Here is a 24,996-nt window from a genome sequence, read left to right on the forward strand (position 1 = left end):
TGAGCCGGCCCGCACACCGCATTGCGCGACCTTAACCCTGCCGCGATGCGGCAGGGCCACGGCGTGTCGCGTGGCCCCGCAACGGCGCCAGCGCGCCGGTGGGCAGGGGAGCGGCCGGGCGGGAGGGGCCCGCCCGGGCCGGATCACTCCGCCGCGGCGGCCATCTCCGACATCGGGCGGGGCAGCAGCTTGGCGTAGTCCTTCGGCACGATGTGCCAGAAGGCGCCGCGCTCCACCGCCCAGTCGTTCAGCAGCCGCGCGGCGAGGCGGGAATCCGTCTCCTTCACGTGCCGGCCGATCAGCCTGCGCAGCACCTCCTCCCAATGGGCGGAGGCGAGGCGGCCCCAGAGCAGGGTCTCGGGGTTCAGCCGCTGCTCGAAGCTGCCGTCGGCATCCCAGACGAAGGCCATGCCCCCGGTGAAGCCGGCGCCGAAATTGTCGCCGACCTGGCCCAGGATCACCACCGTGCCGCCGGTCATGTACTCGCAGCCATTGGCGCCCACGCCCTCCACCACCGCGTCGGCGCCGGAGTTGCGCACGGCGAAGCGCTCGCCCGCCTGGCCCGCCGCGAAGAGCTCGCCCGCCGTCGCGCCGTAGAGGCAGGTGTTGCCGATGATGGAGTTCTCGTTCCAGACGAGGTTCGAGACGGCGTGCGGCCGCACGACGATGCTGCCGCCCGACAGGCCCTTGCCGACATAGTCGTTGGCGTCGCCGCGCACCTCCAGCTTGAGGCCCTGCACCGCGAAGGCGCCCAGCGACTGCCCGGCCGAGCCGCGCAGCCGCACCGTCAGGTGCCCCGGCTGGAGGCCGGTCATCCCGAACTGGCGCACGATCATCGCCGCGGTGCGGGTGCCGATGGCGCGGTGCGTGTTCTGGACGGTGTACTGGAGCTGCATCTTCTCGCCCCGCTCGAAGAGCGGCGCGGCGTCGCGCACCATGTCCGCGTCCAGCGTGTCGGGGACGGGGTTGCGGCCCTCGATCGTGCAGTAGGGCTTCTGCCCCCCGGAATCGGCCTGCACCAGCAGCGGGTTGAGGTCGAGGTCGTCCAGGTCCTCGGCGCCGCGGCTGACCTGCTTGAGCAGGTCGGTGCGGCCGATGACGTCGGCCAGCCGCCGGAAGCCGAGCGAGGCCAGGATCTCCCGCACCTCCTCCGCCACGAAGGAGAAGAGGGCGATCACCTTCTCGGGCGTGCCGGTGAACTTGGCGCGCAGCGCCTCGTCCTGGCTGCACACCCCCACCGGGCAGGTGTTGGAGTGGCACTGCCGCACCATGATGCAGCCCATGGCGACGAGGCTCGCCGTGCCGATGCCGAACTCCTCGGCGCCCAGCATGGCGGCGATCACCACGTCGCGCCCCGTCTTCAGGCCCCCATCGGTGCGCAGCTTCACCCGGTGCCGCAGCCGGTTGAGCTGGAGCACCTGGTGCGTCTCGGTCAGCCCCATCTCCCAGGGCAGGCCGGCATACTTGATCGAGGTCTGCGGGGACGCACCCGTGCCGCCGGAATGGCCGGAGACGAGAATCGCATCCGCCTTGGCCTTGGCGACACCCGCCGCGATGGTGCCGATCCCCGAGCGGGAGACGAGCTTCACGCAGACGGAGGCATCCGGGTTGATCTGCTTCAGGTCGTAGATGAGCTGCGCCAGATCCTCGATCGAGTAGATGTCGTGGTGTGGCGGCGGCGAGATCAGCGTCACCCCGGGGGTGGAGTGGCGCAGCTTCGCGATCAGCTGCGTCACCTTGAAGCCCGGAAGCTGGCCGCCCTCGCCCGGCTTGGCGCCCTGGGCGACCTTGATCTCCAGCTCGCGGCAGTCGTTCAGGTACTGCGCCGTGACGCCGAAGCGGCCCGAGGCGACCTGCTTGATCGCGGAGGAGGCGTTGTCGCCGTTCGGGCGCGGCTTGGCGCGCTCCGGGTCCTCGCCCCCCTCGCCGGAATCGGAGCGCGCGCCGATCCGGTTCATGGCGATGGAGAGCGTCTCATGCGCCTCGGGGCTCAGCGCGCCGAGCGAGATGCCGGGCGCGATCAGGCGCTTGCGGATCTCGGTCACGCTCTCGACCTCCTCCAGCGGCACGGGGCGCGCCGCCTCGGTGCGGAAGTCCAGCAGGTCGCGCAGTGCCACGGGCGGCTGGCGCCGCACGGCCTCGGTGTAGCGCTTGAAGGTGGAGTAGCTCTCCGTGTCCACCGCCTTCTGCAGCGTGTGGATCAGCGGCCCGTCGAAGGCATGCGCCTCGCCGCGGCGGCGCAGCTTGTACAGGCCGCCCACCGGCAGCATCACCGCCTCGGGCGCCCAGGCCTTCTCGTGCAGGGCCAGCAGGCGGCGCGCGATGCCGTGCAGGCCGATGCCGGAGATGCGCGACTGCATGCCGGGGAAGAACTCCGCCACCAGCGCGCGGGAGAGGCCGATCGCCTCGAAGTTCATGCCGCCGCGATAGGAGGAGAGGACCCCGATCCCCATCTTGGCCATGATCTTCAGCAGGCCCTTGTCCACCGCCTTGCGGTAGCGCTCGATGCACTGCTTCAGGGTCAGCTCGCCGAACAGCCCGCGCCGGTGCCGGTCGGCGATGCTGTCCTGCGCCAGATAGGCGTTCACCGTGGTCGCCCCTGCGCCGATCAGCACGGCGAAGGTGTGCACGTCCACGCACTCGGCGGTGCGGACGTTGAGGCTGGTGAAGGTGCGAAGCGAGTGGCGCGTCAGGTGCGTGTGCACGGCGCCCACCGCGAGGATCGCGGGAATCACGCAGCGCTCGGAGCCCTGCGCCTCGTCCGTCAGGACGACATGGGCGCAGCCGGAGCGCACGCCCTCCTCCGCCTCGCGCCGGATGCGGTCCAGGCCGCGGCGCAGCCCCGCCTCGCCCTCGGCCGCGGGGAAGGTGCAGTCCACCTCGCAGGCGGTGCCGCCCATGTAGCCGCGCATCGCCGCGAACTCGGCGTTGGACAGCACGGGGCTGTCCAGCATCAGCATGTCGCACTGGGTCGGGTCCTCGTCGAGGATGTTCCCGAGGTTGCCCAGGCGGGTCTTGATCGTCATCACCCGCGTCTCGCGCAGGCTGTCGATCGGCGGGTTGGTGACCTGGCTGAAGGTCTGGCGGAAGTAGTGGTGCAGGCCGCGATACTGCTCCGACAGCACGGCGACCGGCGTGTCGTCGCCCATGGAGCCGATCGCCTCGGCCGCGTCCTCCACCATCGGGTGCAGGATCTGCTCCAGCTCCTCCAGCGTGTAGCCGACGGAGAGCTGGCGGCGGCGCAGCCCCTCCACCGCCGGCGCGGCCGGCTCGCCCTGGTCGGCGCGGACGATGCCGTCGATGCGGGTGGTGCGGTTCACCCACTGGCCGAAGGGCTTGCGCGCGGCGAGCACGTCCTTCAGCTCGTGGTCGGTGAAGAACCTCGCCTCGTCCAGGTCCACGCCGATGCACTGGCCCGGGCCGACACGGCCCTTGGCCACCACCTGCTCGTCGGCGATGCGGACCATGCCCGTCTCGGAGCCGACGAAGAGCAGCTTGTCGGCGGTGATGGTGTAGCGCAGCGGCCGCAGCCCGTTGCGGTCCAGCCCCGCCACGGCCCAGCGCCCGTCGGTGGCGCAGACCGCGGCCGGCCCGTCCCAGGGCTCCATCACCGCGTTGCAGTACATGAACAGGTCGCGATGTGTCTCGGGCATCGTCGCGTTGCTGCTCACGCTCTCCGGGATCAGCATCGACTTGGCCATCGGCGCGTCGCGGCCGCCGCGCACCAGCAGCTCGAAGACGTTGTCGAGCGTCGCGGTGTCGGAGCCGCCGGCCTGCACGATCGGCTTCAGGTCGGCCATGTAGGGGTCCAGCAACGGATGCGCGAGCCGGGTCTCGTGGCTCTTCATCCAGTTGATGTTGCCGTGGATCGTGTTGATCTCGCCGTTATGGGCGAGCATGCGGAAGGGCTGCGCCAGCCGCCAGGTCGGGAAGGTGTTGGTCGAGTAGCGCTGGTGGAAGATGGCGAAGCGGGAGACGAAGCGCTCGTCCAGCAGGTCCGGGTAGAACTGCGTCAGGCTCTCCGCCAGGAACATGCCCTTGTAGATGACCGAGCGGCAGGAGAGGCTGCACAGGTACAGCTCCGCCACCTGGGCGGCGATCGCCTCCTTCTCGATCCGGCGGCGGATCACGTAGAGGTCGCGCTCCACCGTCGCCGCCTCGCGCTGCTCCGGGTCCCAGATCAGGATCTGCTCGATCTCGGGGCGGGTCGCGTTGGCCTTCTCGCCGATGCAGGAGACGTCGATCGGCACCTGCCGCCAGCCATAGATGGCATAGCCGCCGGCCAGGATCTCCGTCTCCACGATCTGGCGGCAGCGCTCCTGCGCGCCCAGGTCGGTCTTGGGCAGGAAGACCATGCCGACCGCGAGGCGCCCGGGGCGGACCCGGTCGCCGCCGCGCTCCACCACCTCGGCGAAGAAGTCCTGCGGAATCTCCACATGGATGCCGGCGCCGTCGCCGGTCTTGCCGTCCGCGTCCACCGCGCCGCGGTGCCAGACGGCGCGCAGCGCGTCGATCCCCGCCTGCACCACGGAGCGGCGGGCGACGCCGTCCAGGGCCGCGACCATGCCGACGCCGCAGGCATCGTGCTCGGTCAGGTCGATCTGTGCCTCGCGCGCCAGGCGCGCCGCCTCCGTGACATAGGAGGCGGCGAAGGCGGAACCGGTCTCGTGCATCATCTCGTCCATCCTCCTTCGCTCCCTCACTCGGCCGCCGCCGGCACCGCGTCGCGCTCGGCGACCCAGCGCTCGATGCGGTCGGCCACGTCGCGGCCGTCGCGGATGCCCCAGACCACCAGCGAGGCGCCGCGCACGATGTCGCCCGCCGCGAAGACGCCCGGGATGGAGGTCATCATCGTGCGGTGGTCCACCTTCAGCGTGCCCCAGCGGGTGACGGTCAGCGCGCTCTCGCCGAACAGCGCCGGCAGGTTCTCCGGGTCGAAGCCCAGCGCCTTGATGACCAGGTCCGCGCCCTCGACATACTCGCTGCCGGCGATCGGCTCGACCTGCTGGCGGCCGGTGGCGTCGGGCAGGCCCAGGTGCATCTTCACCGCGCGCACGCCCGTCACCACGCCATCCTTGCCCTCGAAGGCGTCGGGCGCGGAGAGCCAGGCGAAGTGCACGCCCTCCTCCTCCGCATTGGAGACCTCGCGCATCGAGCCGGGCATGTTCGCCTTGTCGCGGCGGTAGAGGCAGGTGACGGAGGCCGCGCCCTGGCGGATCGAGGTTCGCACGCAGTCCATCGCCGTGTCGCCGCCGCCGATGACGACGACGCGCTTGCCGGCGGCGTTCAGCGCGCCGCTCTCGAATTCCGCCACCTCGTCGCCCAGCCCCTTGCGGTTGGAGGCGATCAGGAAGTCCAGCGCCGGGACGACGCCGGCCAGTTCGTTGCCGTCCACCTTCACGTCGCGCGCGCGGTAGACGCCGGTGGCGACCAGCACCGCGTCGTGGCGGGCGCGCAGCTCGTGGAAGGAGATGTCCTTGCCGATGGCCACACCCAGCTCGAAGCGGATGCCCGCCTCCTCGAAGGACTTCCAGCGGCGGAGGACGACCTCCTTCTCCAGCTTGAAGTTCGGGATGCCGTAGATCATCAGGCCGCCCACGCGGTCGTGCCGGTCGTAGACGGTGACCTGCCAGCCGCGGCGGCGCAGGCGCTCGGCGGCGGCGAGGCCGGCGGGGCCGGCGCCGATGATGCCCACGCTCGCCTCGCGCTCCCGCGACGGCTTCGGCGGCTTCACCCAGCCGCGCTCCCAGGCGGTGTCGGTGATGTACTTCTCGACCGCGCCGATGGTGACGGAATCGAAGCCCGCCTCGATGACGCAGTTGCCTTCGCACAGCCGGTCCTGCGGGCAGACGCGGCCGCAGACCTCGGGGAAGGTGTTGGTGGAGGCGGCCATCTCATAGGCCTCCTCCAGCCGCCCCTCGGCGGTCAGCTTCAGCCAGTCGGGGATGTTGTTGTTGAGCGGGCAGTGCACCTGACAGAAGGGCACGCCGCATTGCGAACAGCGGCTGGCCTGGGACGCGGCCCGCGACGGCTCGAAACGCTTGTAGATCTCGTCGAAATCCTCGCGGCGTTGGTTGGCCGAGCGCTTGTCCGGCTGCTGCTGCTGGAGGCGGACAAACTGGAGCATGCGTTCGGCCATCGCGGATCCCCTGGCAAACCCGCAGGCAAGGCGGGGCTATGCGGCTGTTCGACCGCTAGATGACATGCCGTAATGGGTATGGCGAGGGCAAATTTTACCGCTAGGACAGTTTGGCTGTCCTTTATCCCCCATTCTCTAGTTGCGATTGATTTTCAACTCTCATCCATGCCGCTGAATAGGTCCGATACGGACTTTTCAGGTTGGAACCGCCCGCCTTCCGCCGCCGGGGCGGAAGCGGGTGAGGTAGCGGGGCAGGATCGCCTCCAGCGAATGCGGGCTGACACCCAGCTCCGCCAGCCCGGGCAGGCTGCCCGAGACGACGTTGTCCCGCTTCAGCAGCAGGAGCTGGTCCCGGGTGAGCGGCTGGCCCAGCAGCAACTCGCCCAGCCGGGCCTGCAGCCGCGCCAGGCCCTCGGGCAGCTCCACCACCCGGCGCCGGCGGCGCGTCACCTCCAGCATGTACTCCATCAGCTCGCGGAAGCTGGCCTGCCGTGGCCCGCCCAGCTCGTAGGTCTGGCCCACCGCGTCCTCGCGCGTCAGCGCCGCCAGCACCGCGTCGGCGACGTCGCCCACATAGACCGGCTGGAACTTCGTCCCGCCGCCGATCACCGGGACGAAGGGCAGCATCCGCGCCATGCCGGCGAAGCGGTTGAAGAAATGGTCCTCCGGCCCGAAGACCACCGAGGGGCGCAGGATGGTGGCGCCGGGGAAGGCCGCGCGCACCGCCGCCTCCCCTTCCCCCTTGGTCTTGGCGTAGAGGCTCGCCGCCTGCGGGTCGGCGCCGATGGCGGACAGGTGCACCAGCCGCGACACGCCGGCAGCCGCGGAGAGGCGGGCGACGCGGCCCGCATCCTCGACATGCACGCGGCGGAAGTCGCCTTCCCGCCTCTCGGCCAGGATGCCCACCAGGTTCACCACCATCCCGGCGCCCGCCACGGCGCGGGCCACCGCCGCCTCCTCCGCCAGGTTGACGGAGAGCGGCACGATCTGTCCCACCCGCCCCTGGGTGGAAAGCTGGCGCGCGGCCTCGCTGTCGCGCGTCGCGACGCGGACGATCATGTCGCGATGCGCCAGGCGCTGGACGACGTAGCGCCCGATGAAGCCGCTGCCGCCAAAGACCGTCGCCACGCGCCGCATCGCCATCTCCGCCTGTTGCATCCGTGCCGGCGCCGCCAGGCGGCCCGGTATCGTGCTACGCCGGACCATATGGGGCGGCCCCGCGGGCGCCAAGGCATGCCCCCCGCGGCGGGCTCCTCGCCGCCGCAGGGGACCGTTGCGGAACCCCGTCCGGGGGTGTCTTGACGACCTCTGCGGGGGCCCGTAGAAGCCGCGCCAACGAGACCGCAGCCTGTGCCCAGGTGGTGGAATTGGTAGACGCGCTGGCTTCAGGTGCCAGTGACCGCAAGGTCGTGAAGGTTCGAGTCCTTTCCTGGGCATTTCTCCTCCGCTCCCCCGACGACCGAGAGAACCCTGATGGGGAGCACCCTCTTCATGCCGAACGCCACCATCCGCCTGCATCGCGGCGACCTGCCGGCCGGGTTGTCGCTCGGCCCCGTCGTGGCGATCGACACGGAGACGATGGGGCTGAACCCGCATCGCGACCGGCTCTGCCTGGTGCAGCTCTCCTCCGGCGACGGCACCGCGCATTGCGTGCAGATCGTGCCGGACGCGCTGGGCGGCCGCGGCGCCGACTGCCCGAACCTGAAGCGGCTGCTTGCCGATCCCGCGACGGTGAAGCTGTTCCACTTCGCCCGCTTCGACGTCGCCATCCTCTACCAGGCGCTGGGGGTCGAGGTGGCGCCGGTCCGCTGCACCAAGGTCGCCGCCAAGCTGGTGCGCACCTTCACCGACCGGCACGGGCTGAAGGACCTCTGCCGCGAGCTTCTGGGCGTGGAGATCTCGAAGCAGCAGCAGACCAGCGACTGGGGCGCGCCGGATCTGAGCGCCGAGCAGCTCGCCTATGCCGCCTCCGACGTGCTGTACCTGCATGCGCTCTGGGAGCGCCTGGAGGCCCTGCTGCGCCGCGAGGGGCGCCTGGAGCTGGCCGAGGCCTGCTTCCGCTTCCTGCCCGCGCGGGGCCGCCTGGACCTGCTGGGCTACGACGCGCCCGACATCTTCGCGCACTGATCCTCGCAGGCCACTGGGATGCCCCGGAGGTTGTGGCATGCTTCTTGTTAAGGCGTCGCAGGCTCACGTTGACCCCCAGGGCGGGGCACCCCATAACGGGGCGGTGAACGCTCCACACCCCGATACCGACCTGGCCGCCGCCCGGCGGGTGCTGGAGACCGAAGCCGAGGGCCTGCGCGCCCTCTCCGCCGCCCTGGACCACCGCTTCCGGGCCGCCGTCTCGCTGCTGGCACAGGCCACGGGGCGGGTGGTGGTCTCCGGCATGGGCAAGTCCGGCCATGTCGGGCGCAAGGTCGCCGCCACCCTCGCCTCGACCGGCACGCCCGCCCTCTTCGTCCATCCGGCCGAGGCGTCGCATGGCGACCTGGGCATGATCCTGCCTGGCGACGCGGTGCTGGCGCTCTCCAACAGCGGCGAGACCAGCGAGCTGGCCGACCTCGTCGGCCACACCCGCCGCTTCGCCCTGCCGCTCGTCGCCATCACCGGCCGGGCGGAGAGCACCCTCGCCCGCGCCGCCGACGTGGCGCTGGTGCTGCCGCCCGCGCCCGAGGCCTGCCCGATGGGCCTCGCCCCCACCACCTCCACCACCCTGCAGCTTGCCCTGGGCGACGCGCTGGCGGTGGCGCTGCTGCAGCGGCGCGGCTTCACCGCGGCCGATTTCCGTGTCTTCCACCCGGGCGGCAAGCTCGGCGCCCGGCTGCTGCGGGTCGGCGAGCTGATGCACAAGGGGGCGGACATCCCCCTGACCACCCCGGAAACCCGCATGGACGCCGCGCTGGTCACCATGACCGCCAAGCGCTTCGGCTGCCTGGGCGTGGTGGAGGACGGAGCCCTCGCCGGGATCATCACGGATGGCGACCTGCGCCGCGCCCTCGATTCGGGCCGTGCCGACCTGCTCTCCCTCAGCGCGGGAGAGGTGATGACGCGCGGCCCGCGCACCATCGGGCCGGAGGCGCTGGCCGCCGAGGCGCTGCGGCAGATGAACGAGGGGCCGATCACCACCCTGTTCGTGGTGGACGAGGCGCGGGCGCCGCTGGGCATCCTGCACGTCCACGACCTGCTGCGCGCCGGCATCGCGTGAATGGCCGGAGCGATCCGCACGCCATGGGCACCCCAGACCCGCTCCGCTCCGAGGCCGGCACCCCGCGCATGAGCGGCACCGCCGACCCCGTGCCCTTCCCCGGCCGCGGCCCGGCGGCCGGGGCGCTGCCGGAGCCCTCGCGCGTCCGGCGGCGCTACAGCCGCGGCGCCATGCTGCGCCGCCGCTGGCTGATCCGCGGGGTGAAGTGGCTGCTGCCGCTCGCGGCCCTGGCGCTGCTCTCCGCCATCGCCCTCTGGCCGGAATTCGACCGGGCGGAGGACCGCGCCCGGCTCTCCTTCCGCCGCGTCACCCGCGACGTGGCGGGCAGCGCGCGGGTGGTCTCGCCGCGCTACCAGGGGATCGACGAGCAGGGCCGCCCCTACAACGTCACCGCCGCGACCGCCACGCAGGCCGTCGCCGATTCGCCGATCGCGCTGGAGCAGCCGCGAGCGGACGTGCTGATGTCCGACGGCGCCTGGGTGCTGCTGGAGAGCGACCGGGGCGTGTACGACAAGGCCGCCGCCCGCCTGGACCTGGAGGGCAACGTGACCCTCTGGCACGACAACGGCTCCACCCTGCGCACGGAGGCGGCGCAGATCCGCATCGACCAGGGCCGGGCCGAGGGCGACCGGCCGGTGGCGGCGCAGGGCCCCTTCGGAACCCTGACCGCCGATGGCTTCCGGCTGGAGGACCGCGGCAAGGTGGTCGTCTTCACCGGCAATGCCCATGCCATGCTGGAAGGCAGCCGATGACCCGCTCCCCCTCCCCCGGCATCCCGCGGAAGGGCGCCCCGCGGCTCGCCGTCGCCCTGCTGGCGGTGCTGTTGGCCGGCCCGCCGCCGCGTCCCGCCGCGGCGCAGTCGCTGGACATGACCCAAGGCGGCCCCACCGAGGTCACCTCCACCGACGGCATCGAATGGCGCCAGCAGGAGCAGGTGGTGATCGCCCGCGGCAACGCCCGCGCCATCCGCGACGGCGTGACGCTGGAGGCGGACCGGCTGATCGCCCGCTACCGCAACCGTGGTGGATCGGGGGGAGGCGGGGCGCAGCCGACCGCGGCCCAGCCCGGCGAGAATCCCATGTCGGGCGGCGAGATCTGGCGCCTGGAGGCGGAGGGCAACGTCCGCATCTCCACCGCCACCGACCGGGCGCAAGGTGACCGCGCCATCTACGACATGGACCAGGCGGTCATGGTGCTGACCGGCCGCAACCTGCAGCTCAACACGCCGCAGGACACGATCCGCGCCCGCGACAGCCTGGAATACTGGCCGCAGAAGCGCATGGCCGTGGCCCGTGGCGCCGCCACCGTGACCACCGAGGACAACCGCCGGATCCAGGCGGACACGCTGGTCGGCTACTTCCTGGAGAACCCGCCGGCGCCGCAGACCGCCGCCGCGCGGCCGGCGGCCCGCCCCGGCGCGCCCGCTCCGGCGGCGCGCGCGGTGCCCGGCGAGGGCTCGAAGCTCGACCGCGTGGAGATCTTCGGCAATGTCGAGATCCGCACTGCCGACGAGGTCGTGCGCGGCGACCGCGGCGTCTACAGCCCCGTGACCGGCGTGGCGCGCCTGCTGGGCAATGTCCGCATCACCCGCGGCGAGAACCAGCTCAACGGCTCCGAGGCGATCGTGAACCTGCGCAGCGGCATCTCCCGCCTCGTCTCCGCGCCCGGCAGCCGGGTGCAGGGGCTGGTGCTGCCGCAGTCGGGGCAGGCGCCACCCGGCGGACGGGGCCAGCAGGGCGGCCAGGGCCAGAACCGCGGCGGGGGAGCCACGCGATGAGTGCCGCCGCGGCGAGGGAGAAGGACCTGCGCGTGGTCGCGGAAGGCGGCCTCGTCGCGAAGGGGCTGGGCAAGCGCTACAAGAAGCGGCCCGTGGTGCGGAACGTCTCGCTCAACCTCCGGCGGGGCGAGGCGGTGGGGCTGCTCGGCCCCAACGGCGCGGGCAAGACCACGACCTTCTACATGATGACCGGCCTCGTCCGCCCGGACGAGGGCCAGGTCTTCCTCGACGGCCACGACGTCACGCTGCTGCCCATGTACCGGCGGGCACGGCTGGGCCTGGGCTACCTGCCACAGGAGGCCTCGATCTTCCGGGGCCTCTCGGTGGAGGACAACATCCGCGCCGCGCTGGAGGTGGTGGAGCCCAAGCGCGACCGCCGCGAGGAGATGCTGGACGGGCTGCTGGCGGAGTTCGGCATCAGCCACCTGCGCCGCGCGCCCGCGCTGGCCCTGTCGGGCGGCGAGCGGCGGCGCTGCGAGATCGCGCGCGCCCTGGCGACGCATCCCGACTACATCCTGCTCGACGAGCCGCTGGCGGGCATCGACCCCATCGCGGTCGGCGAGATCCGTGATCTGGTCAAGCACCTGAAGAACCGCGGCATCGGCGTGCTGATCACCGACCACAACGTGCGCGAGACGCTGGAGATCATCGACCGCGCCTATATCCTGCACGACGGCCAGGTGCTGATGGAGGGCAGCCCCCGCGACATCGTGGCGCATGAGGGCGTGCGCCGCGTCTACCTCGGGGAGCGGTTCAGCCTCTAGATGTCCTTCTCCCTCGGTCCCAGGCTCGACTTCCGCCAGACCCAGTCGCTGGTGATGACGCCGCAGCTGCGGCAGGCCATCAAGCTGCTGCAGTCATCGAACATGGAGGTCGTCGCCTTCGTCGAGGAGGAGCTGGAGCGCAACCCGCTGCTGGAGCGCGACGAGGGGGAGCGCGAGCGTCCCGGCGAGGCCGGGGAGGAACCGGGCATCGCCACGGCGGGCCCGGGCGGCGAGGCGGCTGCCGACCTCGCCCTGCTGATGCCCACCGGGGCGGAGGCGCCGCTCGACCTGCATGATACGCAGAACCTCTACGAGGCGTCCGAGGCGCCGCAGGGCCCGCGCGGCGGCGGCAGCTTCGAGGAGGACGAGCGCGGCATCGACGACCTGGCCGTCGAGCGCCCGCGCTCCCTGCGCGAGGAGCTGGCGGAGCAGGCGCGGCTGAGCTTCCACACGCCGCAGGAGCGCCTGATCGCCGGACAGCTGATCGCCCTGCTCGACCCCGCCGGCAGGCTGTCGCTCCCCGATGCCGCCATCGCCGGCGCGCTGGGCTGCGCGGAGGCGGACGTCGCCGCGGTGCGCGCCCGGATGCAGCGCTTCGAGCCGGTGGGGCTCTTCGCCCGCGACCTGGCGGAATGCCTCGCCGCCCAACTGGCCGAGAAGAACCGCCTGGACCCCGCCATGCAGGCGCTGCTGCAGAACCTGGAGCTGCTGGCCCGGCGGGACATGCCGGCGCTGCTGCGGATCTGCGGCGTGGACATGGCGGACCTGGCGGAGATGGTGGCGGAGATCCGCCGCCTCGATCCCAAGCCCGGCGCGTCCTTCGACGGCAACCCCGCCCCGACGGTGGTGCCGGACGTGCTGATGCGCCGCGGCCCCGATGGCGGCTGGCTGCTGGAGCTGAACCCCGAGACGCTGCCGCGGGTGCTAGTCAATCGCGGCTTCCATGCTGCGGCGCACACGACCCTGCGCTCCCGCGAGGATCGCGCCTTCCTGGCGGAGCGGCTGCAGAGCGCGAACTGGCTGGTGAAGTCGCTGGAGCAGCGCGCGAACACCATCCTGAAGGTCTCGGCCGAGATCGTGCGTCGCCAGGACGGCTTCTTCCGCCACGGCATCGCGCATCTGCGGCCGCTGATCCTGCGCGACGTGGCGGAGGAGGTGGAGATGCACGAGAGCACCGTCTCCCGCGTCACCGCCAACAAGTACATCGCCACCCCGCGCGGCACCTTCGAGCTGAAGTTCTTCTTCACCACCGCCATCGCCGGGACGACCGGCGAGACCTTCTCGGCGGAGGCGATCCGCCACCGCATCCGCGACATGATCGGGGCGGAGCGGTCGGAGGAGATCCTCTCCGATGACGCGATCGTGGAGCGCCTGCGTTCGGAAGGGGTGGACATCGCCCGGCGGACGGTGGCCAAATACAGGGAGGCGCTGCGGATACCGAGTTCCGTGCAGCGCAAGCGGGAAAAGGCCGTTCCGGCCTTCTGAACGCCCCGGAACGGTCCCTCCCGCGCCAGCAGAGGAGGTTCGCTCCGATCATGCACATCACCGTCGCCGGCAAGCAGGTGGAAACCGGAGAGGCCCTGAAGGTCCACGTGGCCGATGGGCTGTCCGAGATCGCCCGCAAGTACTTCGATCATGCGATCGAGGCGCGTGTCACCTTCCGCCGGAACCGTGGCTTCTTCGCCTGTGACATCAACCTCCATGCGGCCCGGGGCCTGTCGATGCAGGCCGAGGGCGAGAGCACGGATGCGCACCGCGCCTTCAGCGTGGCGGCGGAACACATGGCGAAACGGCTGCGGCGCACCCGGCGCAGGATGAGCGAGCATGGCCGGAGCCTGGCCGAAGGCCGGGTGACGGAAGGCACGGTGCTGAATGGCGGAGCCGAGCTGACACCCGAGGAATCCGCCGAGGCGGACGCCCTGCTGGCCGAGGATCGCCTGACCCGGAACTGACGGCCCGTGCGGGAGGGGCGGCGTGCCGCCCCTTTCCGCCCTGGTGATCCTGTGGCGTATCCGCACCGGCTGCGCCTCGGCACTGTTCGATCCAGACAAGGCCGCTCGCCCGCCTTATCTCCGTTCCATCACAGGGAACGAAAGGAAGCGGTTCCGACCGGTGTCGACCGCGCGGCGGGCCGCCCGGCCGACGCCGTAGCGTCAGTGCACGCGTGCGGGCGCGAGGTCGTGCTGGAGGATGGCCGCCACCGCGAGGGCCTCGGTCGGCGCCGCGCCGATGGGCGTGCCGTCGGCGGAATGGATGGCGACCGTGCGGACGCCATCGACCACGACGGGGCGGATATAGGCGATCTGCTCGGCGCCGAAGCTGGCCCAGTCGGCCGGGGACAGGCCGCGCAGTCCGGATACTTCAGGGGTCTGGGGCATGGGTATCTCTCCCGGGCTCCCCCTTTCCAAGGCGGGAAGCCTCCTAGAGTTGCATCGCCATCCGGCGTGCGGGTTCAGGCGCGGTCCCCGTCCACCACGGGGCGGCCTGCACCGTTGATGCGGATGGTGCGGACCTTGGTCTCGGGCTGCGGGCGCCGCAGGTCCAGGTGCAGCAGGCCGTTGTCCAGCCAGGCGCCCTCGACCTCGATGCCCTCCGCCAGCACGAAGGCGCGCTGGAACTGGCGCGCCGCAATGCCGCGGTGCAGGAAGACCCGGCCGTCGCCGTCATCCTCCCGCCGCCCGCGGATCACCAGTTGCTCGCCCTCCTGCGTGATCTGCAGGTCCTCCATCGAGAAGCCGGCGACCGCCAGGGTGATGCGCAGCCGGTCGGCCGCGATCTGCTCGATGTTGTAGGGCGGGTAGCCGTCGGCGCCTTTCTGCACCCGGTCGAGCATCTGCTCGAGGTGGTCGAAGCCCAGGAACAGGGGCGAGCCGAAGACGGGCGAACGGGACACGGTTCAGGTGCCTCCTCGTGGATGAGCGAGACGCGCGCCCCGGCCCGAAGCACCGGAACGCATGGCGAATTTCGGGTCTGCGCCGGGCCGATGCAAGGGGTGGGGCACGGCGGGGGCCTCCGCGCGGACAGCGCATGGCCCCGTTGCATGGACAGCGGCAGGGCGGGGCCCTAGATGGGCCGCGCCATGGCGACCCCCTCCCTGCCGATCCTGCTCCTGCCCGACCCCAAGCTGCGCGCGAAGGCCCGCCCAGTGGGTCCGGGCGACGCCGACCGGGTCCGCGCCCTGGCGCCGCGCATGCTCGCCGCGATGTACGCCGCCCCGGGGATCGGCCTGGCCGGGCCCCAGGTCGGCGAGTCGCTGCGCCTGGTGGTGGTGGACCTGCAGCCGGACGACCAGCGCGCCCCGCTGGTGCTGGTCAACCCGGAGGTCGTGGAGGCCAGCGCCGAGCAGGCGGTGCGGGAGGAGGGCTGCCTCTCCATTCCCAACCAGTATGCGGATGTCGAGCGCCCGGCGGTGGTGAAGGTGCGCTGGCACGACCTGGAGGGCGCGCGCCGCGAGGTGGTCGCGGACGGGCTGCTCGCCGCCTGCCTGCAGCATGAGATCGATCACCTCGACGGCGTGCTGTTCATCGACCACCTGACGCCGCTGAAGCGGAACATGCTGCTGCGCCGGTACAACAAGGACCAGAAGAACAAGCGGCGCGAGGACTGAACCCCGGTGACCCGCCCCCTGCGCCTCGCCTTCATGGGCAGCCCGGATTTCGCGGTGCCGGCGCTGCGCGCGCTGGTGGCGGCCGGGCACGAGGTGGCGGCGGTCTATGCCCAGCCCCCCCGTCCCGCCGGGCGCGGCCAGCGCGAGACCCCCTGCCCCGTCCACCGCGCGGCGCTGGAGCTGGGCCTGCCCGTCCGCACCCCGGCGCGGGTCCGCCGGGACGCCGCCGAGCATGCCGCCTTCGCCGCGCTCGATCTCGATGCCGCCGTGGTCGCGGCCTATGGGCTGATCCTGCCGCCGGAGATGCTCGCGGCCCCCCGGCGCGGCTGCCTGAACATCCACGCCTCGCTGCTGCCGCGCTGGCGCGGGGCGGCGCCGATCCATGCCGCGGTGCTGGCGGGCGATGCGGAGACGGGCATCACCATCATGCGGATGGACGCGGGGCTGGACACGGGCGCGATGCTGCTGCGCGAGGCGACGCCGATCGGCTCCCGCGACACCACCGCAGACCTGCACGACCGGCTGGCCGCGATCGGCGCCCGGCTGGTCCTGCGCGCCCTGGAGGAGGACCCGCCCGCCGTGCCGCAGCCGGAGGACGGCGTCACCTACGCCCCCAAGCTGACCAAGGCGGATGCGGCGCTGGACTGGAGCCAGCCGGCCGCGGCGCTGGAGCGCCGGGTGCGGGCCATGACCCCCTGGCCCGGCGCGCAGTGCCGCCTGGGCACGGAGGCGATCCGCGTGCTCGCGGCGGAGGTCGCGCGTGGCGACGAGTCCTCGCCGCCCGGCACGGTGCTGGACGGGCAGCCGCGCGTGGCCTGCGGCGGCGGCACCGCGCTGCGCCTGCTGCGGCTGCAGCGGGCCGGGCGCGGGCCGCTCGATGCGGACGCCTTCCTGCGCGGCTTCCCGCTGCCGCCCGGCACGCGGCTGGGCTGATGCCGCTCTACGCCCTGCGGATCGAGTATGACGGCGCCCCCTTCGCCGGCTGGCAGCGGCAGGACGGCCAGCGCACGGTGCAGCAGACGATCGAGGAGGCGGCCGCCGCGCTGAACGGCGGCACCGTGCCCGGCAGCATCGTCGCCGGCCGCACCGATGCGGGGGTGCATGCCTCCGGGCAGGTGGCGCAGGTCGAGCTGGCCGCCACCCTGCCGCCGGTCCGGGTGCGGGAGGCGATCAACGTCCGCACCCGGCCGCTGCCGGTCTCGGTGACTGGCGCCGCCCTTGCGCCGGAGGGTTGGAACGCCCGCTTCTCGGCCGTGCTGCGCGGCTACCGCTACCGCATCCTGAACCGCCACGCCCGTCCGGCGCTGGAGGGAGGGCGCGCCTGGCACGTCCCGCGCCCGCTGGATGCCGGGGCCATGGCGACGGCCGCGCAGGGGCTGCTGGGGCGGCACGACTTCTCCGCCTACCGCGCCTCCTCCTGCCAGGCGCGGGACGCCTGGCGCACGCTGGACCGGCTGGAGGTGACCCGCGACGGCGAGGTGGTGGAGATCGTGGCCGAGGCCCGCTCCTTCCTGCACCACCAGGTGCGCAACCTCGTCGGCACGCTGGTGCAGGTGGGGCTGGGAAAGCAGCCGGTGGGATGGCCGCGCGCGGTGCTCGACTCGCGCGACCGCACCCTCGCCGGCCAGACCGCCCCGCCGGACGGCCTCTGCCTGCGCTTCGTCCGCTACCCCGAGGAGCCCTGCTGGGAATGACCCGGCGCGAGGCGCTGCGGCTGGCCGCCACCGCCCTCACCCCGGCCGCCAGCCCCTCGGAAGGCCCCTTGGAGCGCGCCGACGAGCCCATGGTCGTGACCGGCGCGGGGGGCGTGCCGCTGGCCGGCTCCCTGCGCCTGCCGGCCGGCCCCGGTCCCGTCCCGGCCCTGTTGCTCGTCCAGGGCAGCGGCCCCACGGACCGCGACGGCAGCCAGCCGCCGCACGATGCCGGTGCCCTGCTGCGCCTGCTGGCGGAATTCCTGGCCGTCCGGGGCGTGGCGTCGCTGCGGCTGGACAAGCGTGGCCAGCACGGCAATGCCGCCACCCTGCCGGCCCGCGCCGAATGGGACCGCTTCTTCGCCTGGGAGAACACGCTGGCGGATGCCGAGGCCGCCTTCCGCGCCCTGGCGGCCCGCCCGGAGGTCGAGCCCGGCCGGCTCGGCCTGCTGGGCCACAGCGAGGGCGGGGTTGTCGCCCTGGCCCTGGCCGCCGCCGGGCGCGTCCGGCCGGCGCATCTGGTCCTGCTGGCCACGACCGGTCGCCCGCTGGGCGAGGTGATCGAGGACCAGCTCCGCCGCCTGCTGGCGCTGCAAGGCGCCCCGCCCGAGGTGGCGGAGGGCTTCCTGGCCGAGGACCGCCGCATCCGGGCCGCCATCCTCGCGACCGGCCGGGTTCCGCGAGACGTGCCGCCGGGACTGCGGGCCCTGTACCAGCCCTGGCTCGGTCCCTTCCTGGCGCCGCTGCTGGCGCTCGATCCGGCGGCGCTGCTGCGCCGCGTGCCGGTGCCCGTCCTGGCCCTCTCCGGCGCGGAGGACGTGCAGGTGACGGCGGCGCGCGATGCCGCGGCCATCGCCACGGCCCTGGCCGGGCGCGGCGACGGCAGCGCCTCCCTGGTCGTGCCGGGCGTCGGGCACGGGCTGAAGGCCCCCGGCACCGGCCCGGACGGCCCGGTGGACCCGGCCATCCTGGAACGCCTCGGCACCTGGATGGCCGACCGCTAGGGCCGATCCACGCCTCCGCGCCGCGGTAGGCCACCCCAAGGAAGGGACGGCCTGCCGGCCCTATCCCCCCTGCTCCGCGCGCCAGCGCAGCCAGGGCGCCAGCTCCGGCACGCGGCGCGGCTGGGCCAGGGAGCCGGTCAGCCGCAGCCCGATCTCCGGCCCCTGGGCCGGATGCAGCGACAGCAGCAGATCCAGCACGGCGCGGGCGAGGTCGACCTCGCCCTGGGCGGAGAGGTCCACCCCCTCCCCCAGCAGCCGGGTCGGGCCCAGCACGGCGCGCCCCTGCTCCAGGCGGAGCTCCGAATCCAGCGTGGCGAAGTGCGTCTCGCCGCCGCCGAGCGCCGCGCGCAGCGCCGCCTCGGCCTCGCCCCCGCCGGTCCGTGCCGCCTCCACGGCGCCGCGGGCGTCAAGCCCGGCCAGCGACCCGTCCACCGCCGAAAGCCGCGCCGTGCCACCCAGCGTCGCCAGCATGGCCGCCGGGCTGTTGCCCGTCGCCGCGACATCCAGCTGCAGCCCCAGCCTCCCGCCGCTCAGCGTGAGGCCCGGCCCCTGCAGCGCCTCCGTCACCGCCGCGCCGGCCAGCTGCCCCGAGACGCTGAGACGCGGCAGCGCTCCCGAGGCATCCAGCGCCAGGCTCCCCTCCAGCTGCCCCTCGCCGAGCCGGCCCTGGCTCAGCCCGATGCGCAGCACCGAATCCTTCAGCACCAGCGCGCCCTCGGCCTCCTCCAGCACCGGCAGGCCCCAGGGCCCGGCGCGCCCGATGCCCAGCGCCAGCTCCGCATCCATCGCACGCAGCAGCCCCAGCGGCAGCGGCGCCGGGTCGCGCCAGTCTGGCAGCAGCAGCGGCAGGCTCTCCAGCGCCAGCCGCCCGGTCAGCCGCGGGCGGTCGCCCCCCAGCCCGAGCGCCAGCTGCCCGCCGCCCCGCAGCGTGCCGGCCACCAGCTCGAACCGGTCCGCGGCCAGGCCCAGCGCACCGGGTGCGGCATTGGCGGCGAAGCCCAGCACCAGGGAGAGCGAGCCATCCCCCAGCCAGCCCGCCTTGCCCGGCCCCAGCAGCGCCGAGAGCAGCCGCGGCGCCCCGGGATGGCGCAGCGTCAGCGCCCCCGTCCCGCGCCGCGCCGGCAGGTTCAGGGCCGCCGTGCCCTCCAGCCGGACCTCCGCCCAATCCGCCTCCAGCCGCAGCGCCAGGGCATCGGGCGCGCCGTTGCCGGTCAGCCACAGCGTCACCGGCTGCCCCGCCAGGCTGGTGTCGTCCGGCCAGCTTCCGGGCAGCAGCTCCAGCAGGCCATGCGCATCCGGGCCCGAGGCCTCCAGCGACAGGTCCGCCAGGCGCGGGCTGGGCCCGAGCAGCACGCCGCCCGAGGCCGTGGCCTCCAGCCCCGCCAGCCGCCCGGCCGCCTGCCGCACCGTCAGCCGGCCATTCTCCAGCGCGGCGTCGAGGTTGGTCCGCTCCGCCAGGAGGCCATGCAGCCGCACCGCATCCGCCGAGAGACGCAGGTTGGCATCGAAGGCGGCGAGGTCCGCCGAGAGATCCTCCCAGGACCGCCCCGGCGCCCAGAGCCCGTCCAGGTCCAGCGTATCCAGCGTCAGCCCCAGGCCCAGCGCCGGGCGCGCCCCGCGCCGCAGCACCCCCGCCCCGGAAAGCCGGGTGCCGTCGATCGTCGCGGCCAGCTCCGGCAGGCTCGCCTGCCCCTCCTCCAGCACCAGCCGCGCCCGTCCCTCGCCCCGCCGCAGCCGGCCGGGCGCTAGGCTCGGCAGCGGGTAGCCCAGCGCCGCCAGGGTGGTCCGCAGGTCCGCGCCCTCGAAATGCAACACCGACTCCAGGCGGCCGGCCGCCGTGGCGCCGGACATCTCCACCGTGGTGTCGCCCGGCAGGATGGCGGAGCCGTCGGTCAGGCTCAGCCGGTCGCCCTCGCGGAAGACCGAGGCGCGCAGCCGGCGCAGCGCGATGCCGCGCCAGGACGCCGCCTCCGCCGAGAGGTCCAGCCCGAAGGGAATGCCGCTGCCGCCGCGCAGGTTGGCGAGCCAGGGCTCCAGCTCCAGCCGCCCCGCCGCCAGCGCCACGTCCAGCCGGGGCGCGGGACGCAGCCGCAGGGTCAGCGCCCCGCGCGCCGGACTGCCCGCCACGTCCAGGTTCAGCTCGTCGGCGACGATCAGCTCGCTGCTCGCGGTCAGCCGGCCCTGTGCCCGGAACGGCCCCGGCGGCCCCGGGAGCAGCAGCGACAGGTCGGGCCCCGAGGCCTCCGCCATGCCCTCCAGCCCGCCGCCCGCCGGCAGCAGCCCGCGCGTCGAGAGGCTGGCGCCGCCCGAGGTCAGGGTCAGGTCCAGCGGCACCGCGCCGTCGAAACCCGGCCGGCCCAGGGTGGTGCTGAAGCGCACCTCCCGCCCCGGCAGCACCCCCGGCGCCGTGAAGGTGCCCTCCGCCCGCAGCGCCTCGGAATAGGCGCCGGCGGAGAGGCGGGCGCGCACCTGCTCCAGCACCACGCTCCCGATGGTGACCCGCCCCTCGACCACCTCGGCGGCGAAGGAGGACAGGCTGGCGGCGAGGTCCAGGCTCGGCACCGGGGGCCAGGGCAGGCGGATGTCCGCCCCCACCACGGAGACCTCGCGCGGCGCCAGCCGGCCCAGCAGCAGCGACCAGCCGTCGAGGCGCAGCCGCAGCGCTCGCGCCCCGAAGGTCAGCGAATCCTCCGGCCCGCCGACCGCGACCCCCTCCGCCTCCAGCATCGGCCGCGGCAGCAGCTCCAGCCGCACCGGCCCGCTCAGCGACACGGGCATGCCCAGCCAGCCGCTGGCGATCAGCGCGAGCTGGTCCCGCCGCGCCGTCCAGTCCGTCAGCCGCGGCGCGGCATAGAGCGCGGCCAGCAGCGCCAGCAGCAGCGCGGCGGCGGCGAGGCCGAAGCGGGTGGAACGGGTCATGGTCGTGGCGTCGCGCGCGTGGCCCCAGGGAGGGCTCCGCCCCCCCAGTTCCCCATTGGGACCCCCCGCCAGGACACTGAGTTTCCTGGACCTTCCATTCGTAAAAGAGTGGCGCTGGCAGACAGGGGGTATCCTCGACGCGGCTCCGCCGTCGAGGATACCCCCTGTCTGCCAGCGCGATCATGAACGGGGGCCCAGGGACTCTGCTCCTGGCGGGGATCCAGGGGGCAGAGCCCCCTGGGAGGCCACGCGCGCGACGTCACCCGCCCCAGCCCCCGCCGCCCGGCGTCTCCAGCCCCAGAACCTCGCCGGCCCGGAGCTGGGCGCTGTCGCAGCCCTTCAGCGCCTGGTGGATGCCGTCGAGCTGCTCGACCCATTGCCGGCCGCGAGCGCCGGGCTGGCCGCCATGCATCCCGTGCGGCGCCACCGCGCGGCGGGAGGAGACGATGACCGCCTGCATCGGCTCCAGGAAGCGGATGCGGCGGCGGGCGCCGTCGCCGCCGCGCCACTGGCCCTCGCCGCCGGAGCCGCGCCGGATGGAGAACTCCTCCAGCCGCACGGGGTAGCGCATCTCCAGGATCTCGGGATCGGTCATGCGCGTGTTGGTCATGTGCGTCTGCACCGGGCCGGTGCCGTGGAAGCCGGGACCTGCCCCCGTGCCGCCGCAGACCGTCTCGTAGTACTGGAGCGTCGCGTTCCCGAAGATGACGTTGTTCATCGTCGCCTGGGCGCAGGCGCAGGCATCCAGCGCGCCGAACAGCGCGTTCGCCACCGCCTGGGAGACCTCCGTGTTGCCCGCGACCACGGCGGGGCCGCCGCCGGGACCGCCGGGGCGGGGGGAGAGGAAGGTGCCCTCCGGCACGACGATCTCCAGCGGCACGAGGCAGCCGTCGTTCAGCGGAATTTCCTCGCCCACCAGGCAGCGGAAGGCATAGAGCACCGAGGCCCGCGTGACCGCCGGGGGGGCGTTGAAGTTGTCCGCCCGCTGCGGCCCGGTGCCGGTGAAGTCCACCACCGCCGAGCGCGCCGCCCGGTCCACCCGCACCGCGACGCGCAGCGGGCTGCCATCGTCCATGGTGTAGTCGAAGGCCCCGTCCGACAGCCGGTCGATCACCGCCCGCACCGCGGCTTCCGCATTGTCCATGACGTGGCGCATGTAGGCGCGCACCGTGCCCAGGCCGAACTCGCGCACGGCGCGGTGCAGCTCCTGCACGCCCGTCTCGTTGGCCGCGACCTGGGCCTTGATGTCGGCGACGTTCACGTCCGGGCTGCGCGCGGGATACCTCGCGCCCGCCAGCAGGGCACGGAACTCCGCCTCGCGGAAGCGGCCCTGCTCGACGAGGAGGACGTCGTCGATCACCACCCCCTCCTCCTCCAGCGTCGCGGAGTTCGGGGGCGTGGAGCCCGGGGTCAGCCCGCCGATATCCGCGTGGTGCCCGCGCGAGCCGACGAAGAACAGGATCTCCGCTCCCGCCTCGTCGAAGACCGGCGTGATGACGGTCACGTCCGGCAGGTGCGTGCCGCCATTGTAGGGGTTGTTCAGCGCCACCACGTCGCCGGGCCGCAGCGCGGCGCCGCGCGAGCGGATCACCGTCCGCACGCTCTCGCCCATCGCGCCCAGATGCACCGGCACGTGCGGGGCATTGGCCACCAGCCGCCCCTCCGCGTCGAAGAGGGCGCAGGAGAAGTCCAGCCGCTCCTTGATGTTCACCGACAGCGAGGTGTTCTGCAGCACCGTGCCCGTCTGCTCCGCGATGCTCATGAACAGCGCGTTGAACAGCTCCAGCATCACCGGGTCGGGGCGGGAGGAATCGGCGGCCACGCTGCCCGGCCGCGGCTCCGTCCGGCGCAGGATCACATGGTTCAGCGCCGTCACCTCCGCCGTCCAGCCGGGCTCGACCACCGTGGTCGCCGTGCGCTCGCGGATCAGCGCCGGGCCGGGGATACGGTCGCCCGCCAGCAGCGCGTCGCGGTCCAGCACGGGGGCTTCCCGCGCCTCGCCGCCGGTCCAGAGCGACACGCTGTCCAGCACCTCCGGCGCCTCGCCCGCCGGGCGGGGCGGCAGGGCCGGCTCCTCCACCGCCTCGCCGGCCGCGATGGCCTCGGCGATGGCGGCCTCCACGATCACCGGGCGGTCGGGGGTGGCGAAGCCGAAGCGGCGGCGATGCGCCTCGGTGAAGGAATCCCGCACGGATTCGAACCCGCCGAACTCCACCGGCAGGGCGCTGTCCGTCCCGGCATAGCGCAAGTGCAGGCGGCGCTTCGCGGCGATCCGGCCCGGCTCCGCCCCTTGGCGCTCCAGCTCCGCGCGGCCCTCCGCCGCCAGCGCGTCCAGCCGCGCCGCCAGCTCCACCATGAGGTCTGGCAAGAGCGGCTTCTCCACCGGGGCCTCGCGGATCACGCTCTGGTCGGCCAGACCCATCCCATAGGCGGACAGCACCCCCGCGAAGGGGTGCAGGAACACCGTCTCCATCCCCAGCGCATCGGCCACCAGGCAGGCATGCTGCCCGCCCGCGCCGCCGAAGCATTGCAGCGCGTGGCGCGACGGGTCGTGGCCCTTCTGCAGGCTGACCTGCTGGATCGCATGCGCCATGTTGGCGACCGCGACGCGGAGGAAGCCCTCCGCCACGGCGCGCGGGTCCATCGGCGCCTCGCCGGTCGCGGCCGCGATCTCCCCGGCCAGGGCGGCGAACTTCTCCCGCACCACCGCCGCGTCCAGCGGCTCGTCGCCGCCAGGGCCGAAGATCGCCGGGAAGTGGGCCGGCTGCACCTTGCCCACCATGACGTTGGCATCCGTCACCGTCAGCGGCCCGCCGCGCCGGTAGCAGGCGGGGCCGGGCACGGCGCCCGCGCTTTCCGGCCCCACCCGGAAGCGGGCGCCGTCGAAGCGCAGGATGGAACCGCCGCCGGCCGCCACGGTGTTGATCGCCATCATCGGCGCGCGCATCCGCACGCCCGCCACCTGGGTCTCGAAGGCGCGCTCGAAGGCACCGGCATAGAGGGCGACGTCCGTGCTGGTGCCGCCCATGTCGAAGCCGATGATCCGGTCGAGCCCGGCCATCGCCGCCGTGCGTGCCGCCCCCACGATGCCGCCCGCCGGGCCGGAGAGGATGGCGTCCTTGCCCTGGAAGGAGCCGGCCTCGGCCAGCCCCCCACTGGACTGCATGAAGAACAGCCGCACCCCCGGCAGCTCGCCCGCCACCTGCTCCACGTAGCGGCGCAGGATCGGCGAGAGGTAGGCGTCCACCACCGCCGTATCCGCCCGCGGCACGAGGCGCGGCAGCGGCGAGGCTTGGTGGGAGAGGGAGACCTGGGCGAAGCCTTCCTCCCGCGCGATCTCGCCGATCCGCCGCTCATGCGCCGGATTCGCCCAGGCGTGCAGCAGCGCGACCGCGACGGCCGGGATGCCCGCCGCCCTCGCCTCGCGCAGCGCCGCGCGGGCGGCCGCCTCGTCCAGCGGCTCGATCTCCGCCCCCGTGGCGTCCAGCCGCCCGCCGATCTCCGCCACCCGCTCGTGCAGCAGGGAGGGCAGGCGCACGTCGAGGTCGAAGAGACGCGGCCGCGCCTGGTTGCCGATGCGCGGCATGTCCGCGAAGCCCCGGTTGACCAGCAGCAGCACCCGCTCGCCCTTGCGCTCCAGCAGGGCGTTGGTGGCGACGGTCGTGCCCATCTTCACGGCATCGACGGTCCCGGGCGGGATCGGCGCATCGGGCGCGAGGCCGAGGCAGGCGCGGATGCCCGCCACCGCCGCGTCACGGTAATGCTCCGGGTTCTCCGACAGCAGCTTGCGGGTGGAAAGCCGGCCCTCGGGGTCCCGGGCGACGACATCGGTGAAGGTGCCGCCTCGATCGATCCAGAACTGCCAGCCCGCCATGCCTGTTCCCGTA

General features: G+C 73.5%; 18 protein-coding genes and 1 tRNA gene. 12 read left to right on the top strand and 7 right to left on the bottom strand.

Annotation, left to right across the window (positions count from 1 at the left end; translation table 11 throughout):
• Positions 1–143: 143 nt before the first annotated feature.
• The 3 genes from gltB to LPC08_RS15330 form a co-directional block, all read right to left on the bottom strand.
• Positions 144–4,676, bottom strand: a complete 4,533-nt coding sequence (gltB, locus tag LPC08_RS15320; protein ID WP_230449106.1) for a glutamate synthase large subunit — start codon at positions 4,674–4,676, stop codon at positions 144–146.
• A gap of 23 nt (positions 4,677–4,699) precedes the next feature.
• Positions 4,700–6,139: an NAD(P)-dependent oxidoreductase gene (locus tag LPC08_RS15325; RefSeq protein ID WP_230449107.1), complete on the bottom strand. Its 1,440-nt coding sequence runs from the start codon at positions 6,137–6,139 to the stop codon at positions 4,700–4,702.
• A 195-nt stretch (positions 6,140–6,334) separates the two neighbouring features.
• A complete protein-coding gene (locus LPC08_RS15330; protein WP_230453090.1) occupies positions 6,335–7,282 on the bottom strand; it encodes a complex I NDUFA9 subunit family protein in 948 nt (315 codons plus the stop codon).
• A 209-nt stretch (positions 7,283–7,491) separates the two neighbouring features.
• Between LPC08_RS15330 and LPC08_RS15335 the strand changes: the two genes are divergently transcribed.
• From LPC08_RS15335 to hpf, 8 genes are all read left to right on the top strand, one after another.
• Positions 7,492–7,575: transfer RNA gene (locus LPC08_RS15335), tRNA-Leu, on the top strand.
• Between the two features lie 37 nt (positions 7,576–7,612).
• Positions 7,613–8,266, top strand: a complete 654-nt coding sequence (locus LPC08_RS15340; RefSeq protein WP_230449108.1) for a ribonuclease D — start codon at positions 7,613–7,615, stop codon at positions 8,264–8,266.
• Positions 8,267–8,303: 37 nt separating this feature from the next.
• Positions 8,304–9,347: a KpsF/GutQ family sugar-phosphate isomerase gene (locus LPC08_RS15345; protein WP_370643246.1), complete on the top strand. Its 1,044-nt coding sequence runs from the start codon at positions 8,304–8,306 to the stop codon at positions 9,345–9,347.
• Between the two features lie 68 nt (positions 9,348–9,415).
• A complete protein-coding gene (lptC, locus tag LPC08_RS15350; protein WP_230449110.1) occupies positions 9,416–10,099 on the top strand; it encodes an LPS export ABC transporter periplasmic protein LptC in 684 nt (227 codons plus the stop codon).
• The gene (locus LPC08_RS15355) at positions 10,096–11,124 is read left to right on the top strand and encodes an LptA/OstA family protein (RefSeq protein WP_230449111.1); all 1,029 of its coding nucleotides are present in this window, start codon (positions 10,096–10,098) and stop codon (positions 11,122–11,124) included. Before lptC ends, LPC08_RS15355 begins: the two co-directional genes overlap by 4 nt.
• Positions 11,121–11,888, top strand: a complete 768-nt coding sequence (gene lptB, locus LPC08_RS15360) for an LPS export ABC transporter ATP-binding protein (protein ID WP_230449112.1) — start codon at positions 11,121–11,123, stop codon at positions 11,886–11,888. Before LPC08_RS15355 ends, lptB begins: the two co-directional genes overlap by 4 nt.
• Positions 11,889–13,373, top strand: a complete 1,485-nt coding sequence (gene rpoN, locus LPC08_RS15365) for an RNA polymerase factor sigma-54 (RefSeq protein ID WP_230449113.1) — start codon at positions 11,889–11,891, stop codon at positions 13,371–13,373.
• A gap of 50 nt (positions 13,374–13,423) precedes the next feature.
• Positions 13,424–13,840 (top strand): ribosome hibernation-promoting factor, HPF/YfiA family, encoded by a 417-nt coding sequence (gene hpf, locus LPC08_RS15370; RefSeq protein WP_230449114.1) that lies wholly within the window; start codon positions 13,424–13,426, stop codon positions 13,838–13,840.
• A gap of 201 nt (positions 13,841–14,041) precedes the next feature.
• Here the strand turns inward: hpf and LPC08_RS15375 are convergent, their stop codons facing one another.
• Positions 14,042–14,266, bottom strand: coding sequence for a DUF1150 family protein (locus LPC08_RS15375; RefSeq protein WP_230449115.1), 225 nt, complete (start codon positions 14,264–14,266; stop codon positions 14,042–14,044).
• Between the two features lie 74 nt (positions 14,267–14,340).
• Positions 14,341–14,721 (bottom strand): Hsp20 family protein, encoded by a 381-nt coding sequence (locus LPC08_RS15380; RefSeq protein ID WP_230453091.1) that lies wholly within the window; start codon positions 14,719–14,721, stop codon positions 14,341–14,343.
• A gap of 246 nt (positions 14,722–14,967) precedes the next feature.
• Here LPC08_RS15380 and def point away from each other — a divergent pair, with 246 nt between their 5' ends.
• The 4 genes from def to LPC08_RS15400 are packed head-to-tail and all read left to right on the top strand — an operon-like array spanning position 14,968 to position 18,190.
• Positions 14,968–15,495, top strand: a complete 528-nt coding sequence (def, locus tag LPC08_RS15385; RefSeq protein ID WP_230449116.1) for a peptide deformylase — start codon at positions 14,968–14,970, stop codon at positions 15,493–15,495.
• An 18-nt stretch (positions 15,496–15,513) separates the two neighbouring features.
• Positions 15,514–16,428, top strand: coding sequence for a methionyl-tRNA formyltransferase (gene fmt, locus LPC08_RS15390; protein WP_230453092.1), 915 nt, complete (start codon positions 15,514–15,516; stop codon positions 16,426–16,428).
• Positions 16,428–17,189 carry a tRNA pseudouridine(38-40) synthase TruA gene (truA, locus tag LPC08_RS15395; protein ID WP_230449117.1) on the top strand — a complete coding sequence of 254 codons (762 nt, stop codon included), beginning with the start codon at positions 16,428–16,430 and terminating at the stop codon, positions 17,187–17,189. The genes fmt and truA overlap by 1 nt, the downstream gene beginning before the upstream one ends.
• A complete protein-coding gene (locus tag LPC08_RS15400) occupies positions 17,186–18,190 on the top strand; it encodes an alpha/beta hydrolase family protein (RefSeq protein WP_230449118.1) in 1,005 nt (334 codons plus the stop codon). The genes truA and LPC08_RS15400 overlap by 4 nt, the downstream gene beginning before the upstream one ends.
• A gap of 60 nt (positions 18,191–18,250) precedes the next feature.
• Here the strand turns inward: LPC08_RS15400 and LPC08_RS15405 are convergent, their stop codons facing one another.
• Both LPC08_RS15405 and LPC08_RS15410 read right to left on the bottom strand, forming a co-directional pair.
• Positions 18,251–21,109, bottom strand: coding sequence for an AsmA family protein (locus LPC08_RS15405; RefSeq protein WP_230449119.1), 2,859 nt, complete (start codon positions 21,107–21,109; stop codon positions 18,251–18,253).
• Positions 21,110–21,368: 259 nt separating this feature from the next.
• Positions 21,369–24,983 (bottom strand): hydantoinase B/oxoprolinase family protein, encoded by a 3,615-nt coding sequence (locus tag LPC08_RS15410; RefSeq protein ID WP_230449120.1) that lies wholly within the window; start codon positions 24,981–24,983, stop codon positions 21,369–21,371.
• Positions 24,984–24,996: the final 13 nt, after the last annotated feature.

It is taken from the genome of Roseomonas sp. OT10 (genome assembly GCF_020991085.1).
In the GTDB taxonomy this organism is placed as follows: Bacteria; Pseudomonadota; Alphaproteobacteria; order Acetobacterales; family Acetobacteraceae; genus Roseomonas; species Roseomonas cutis.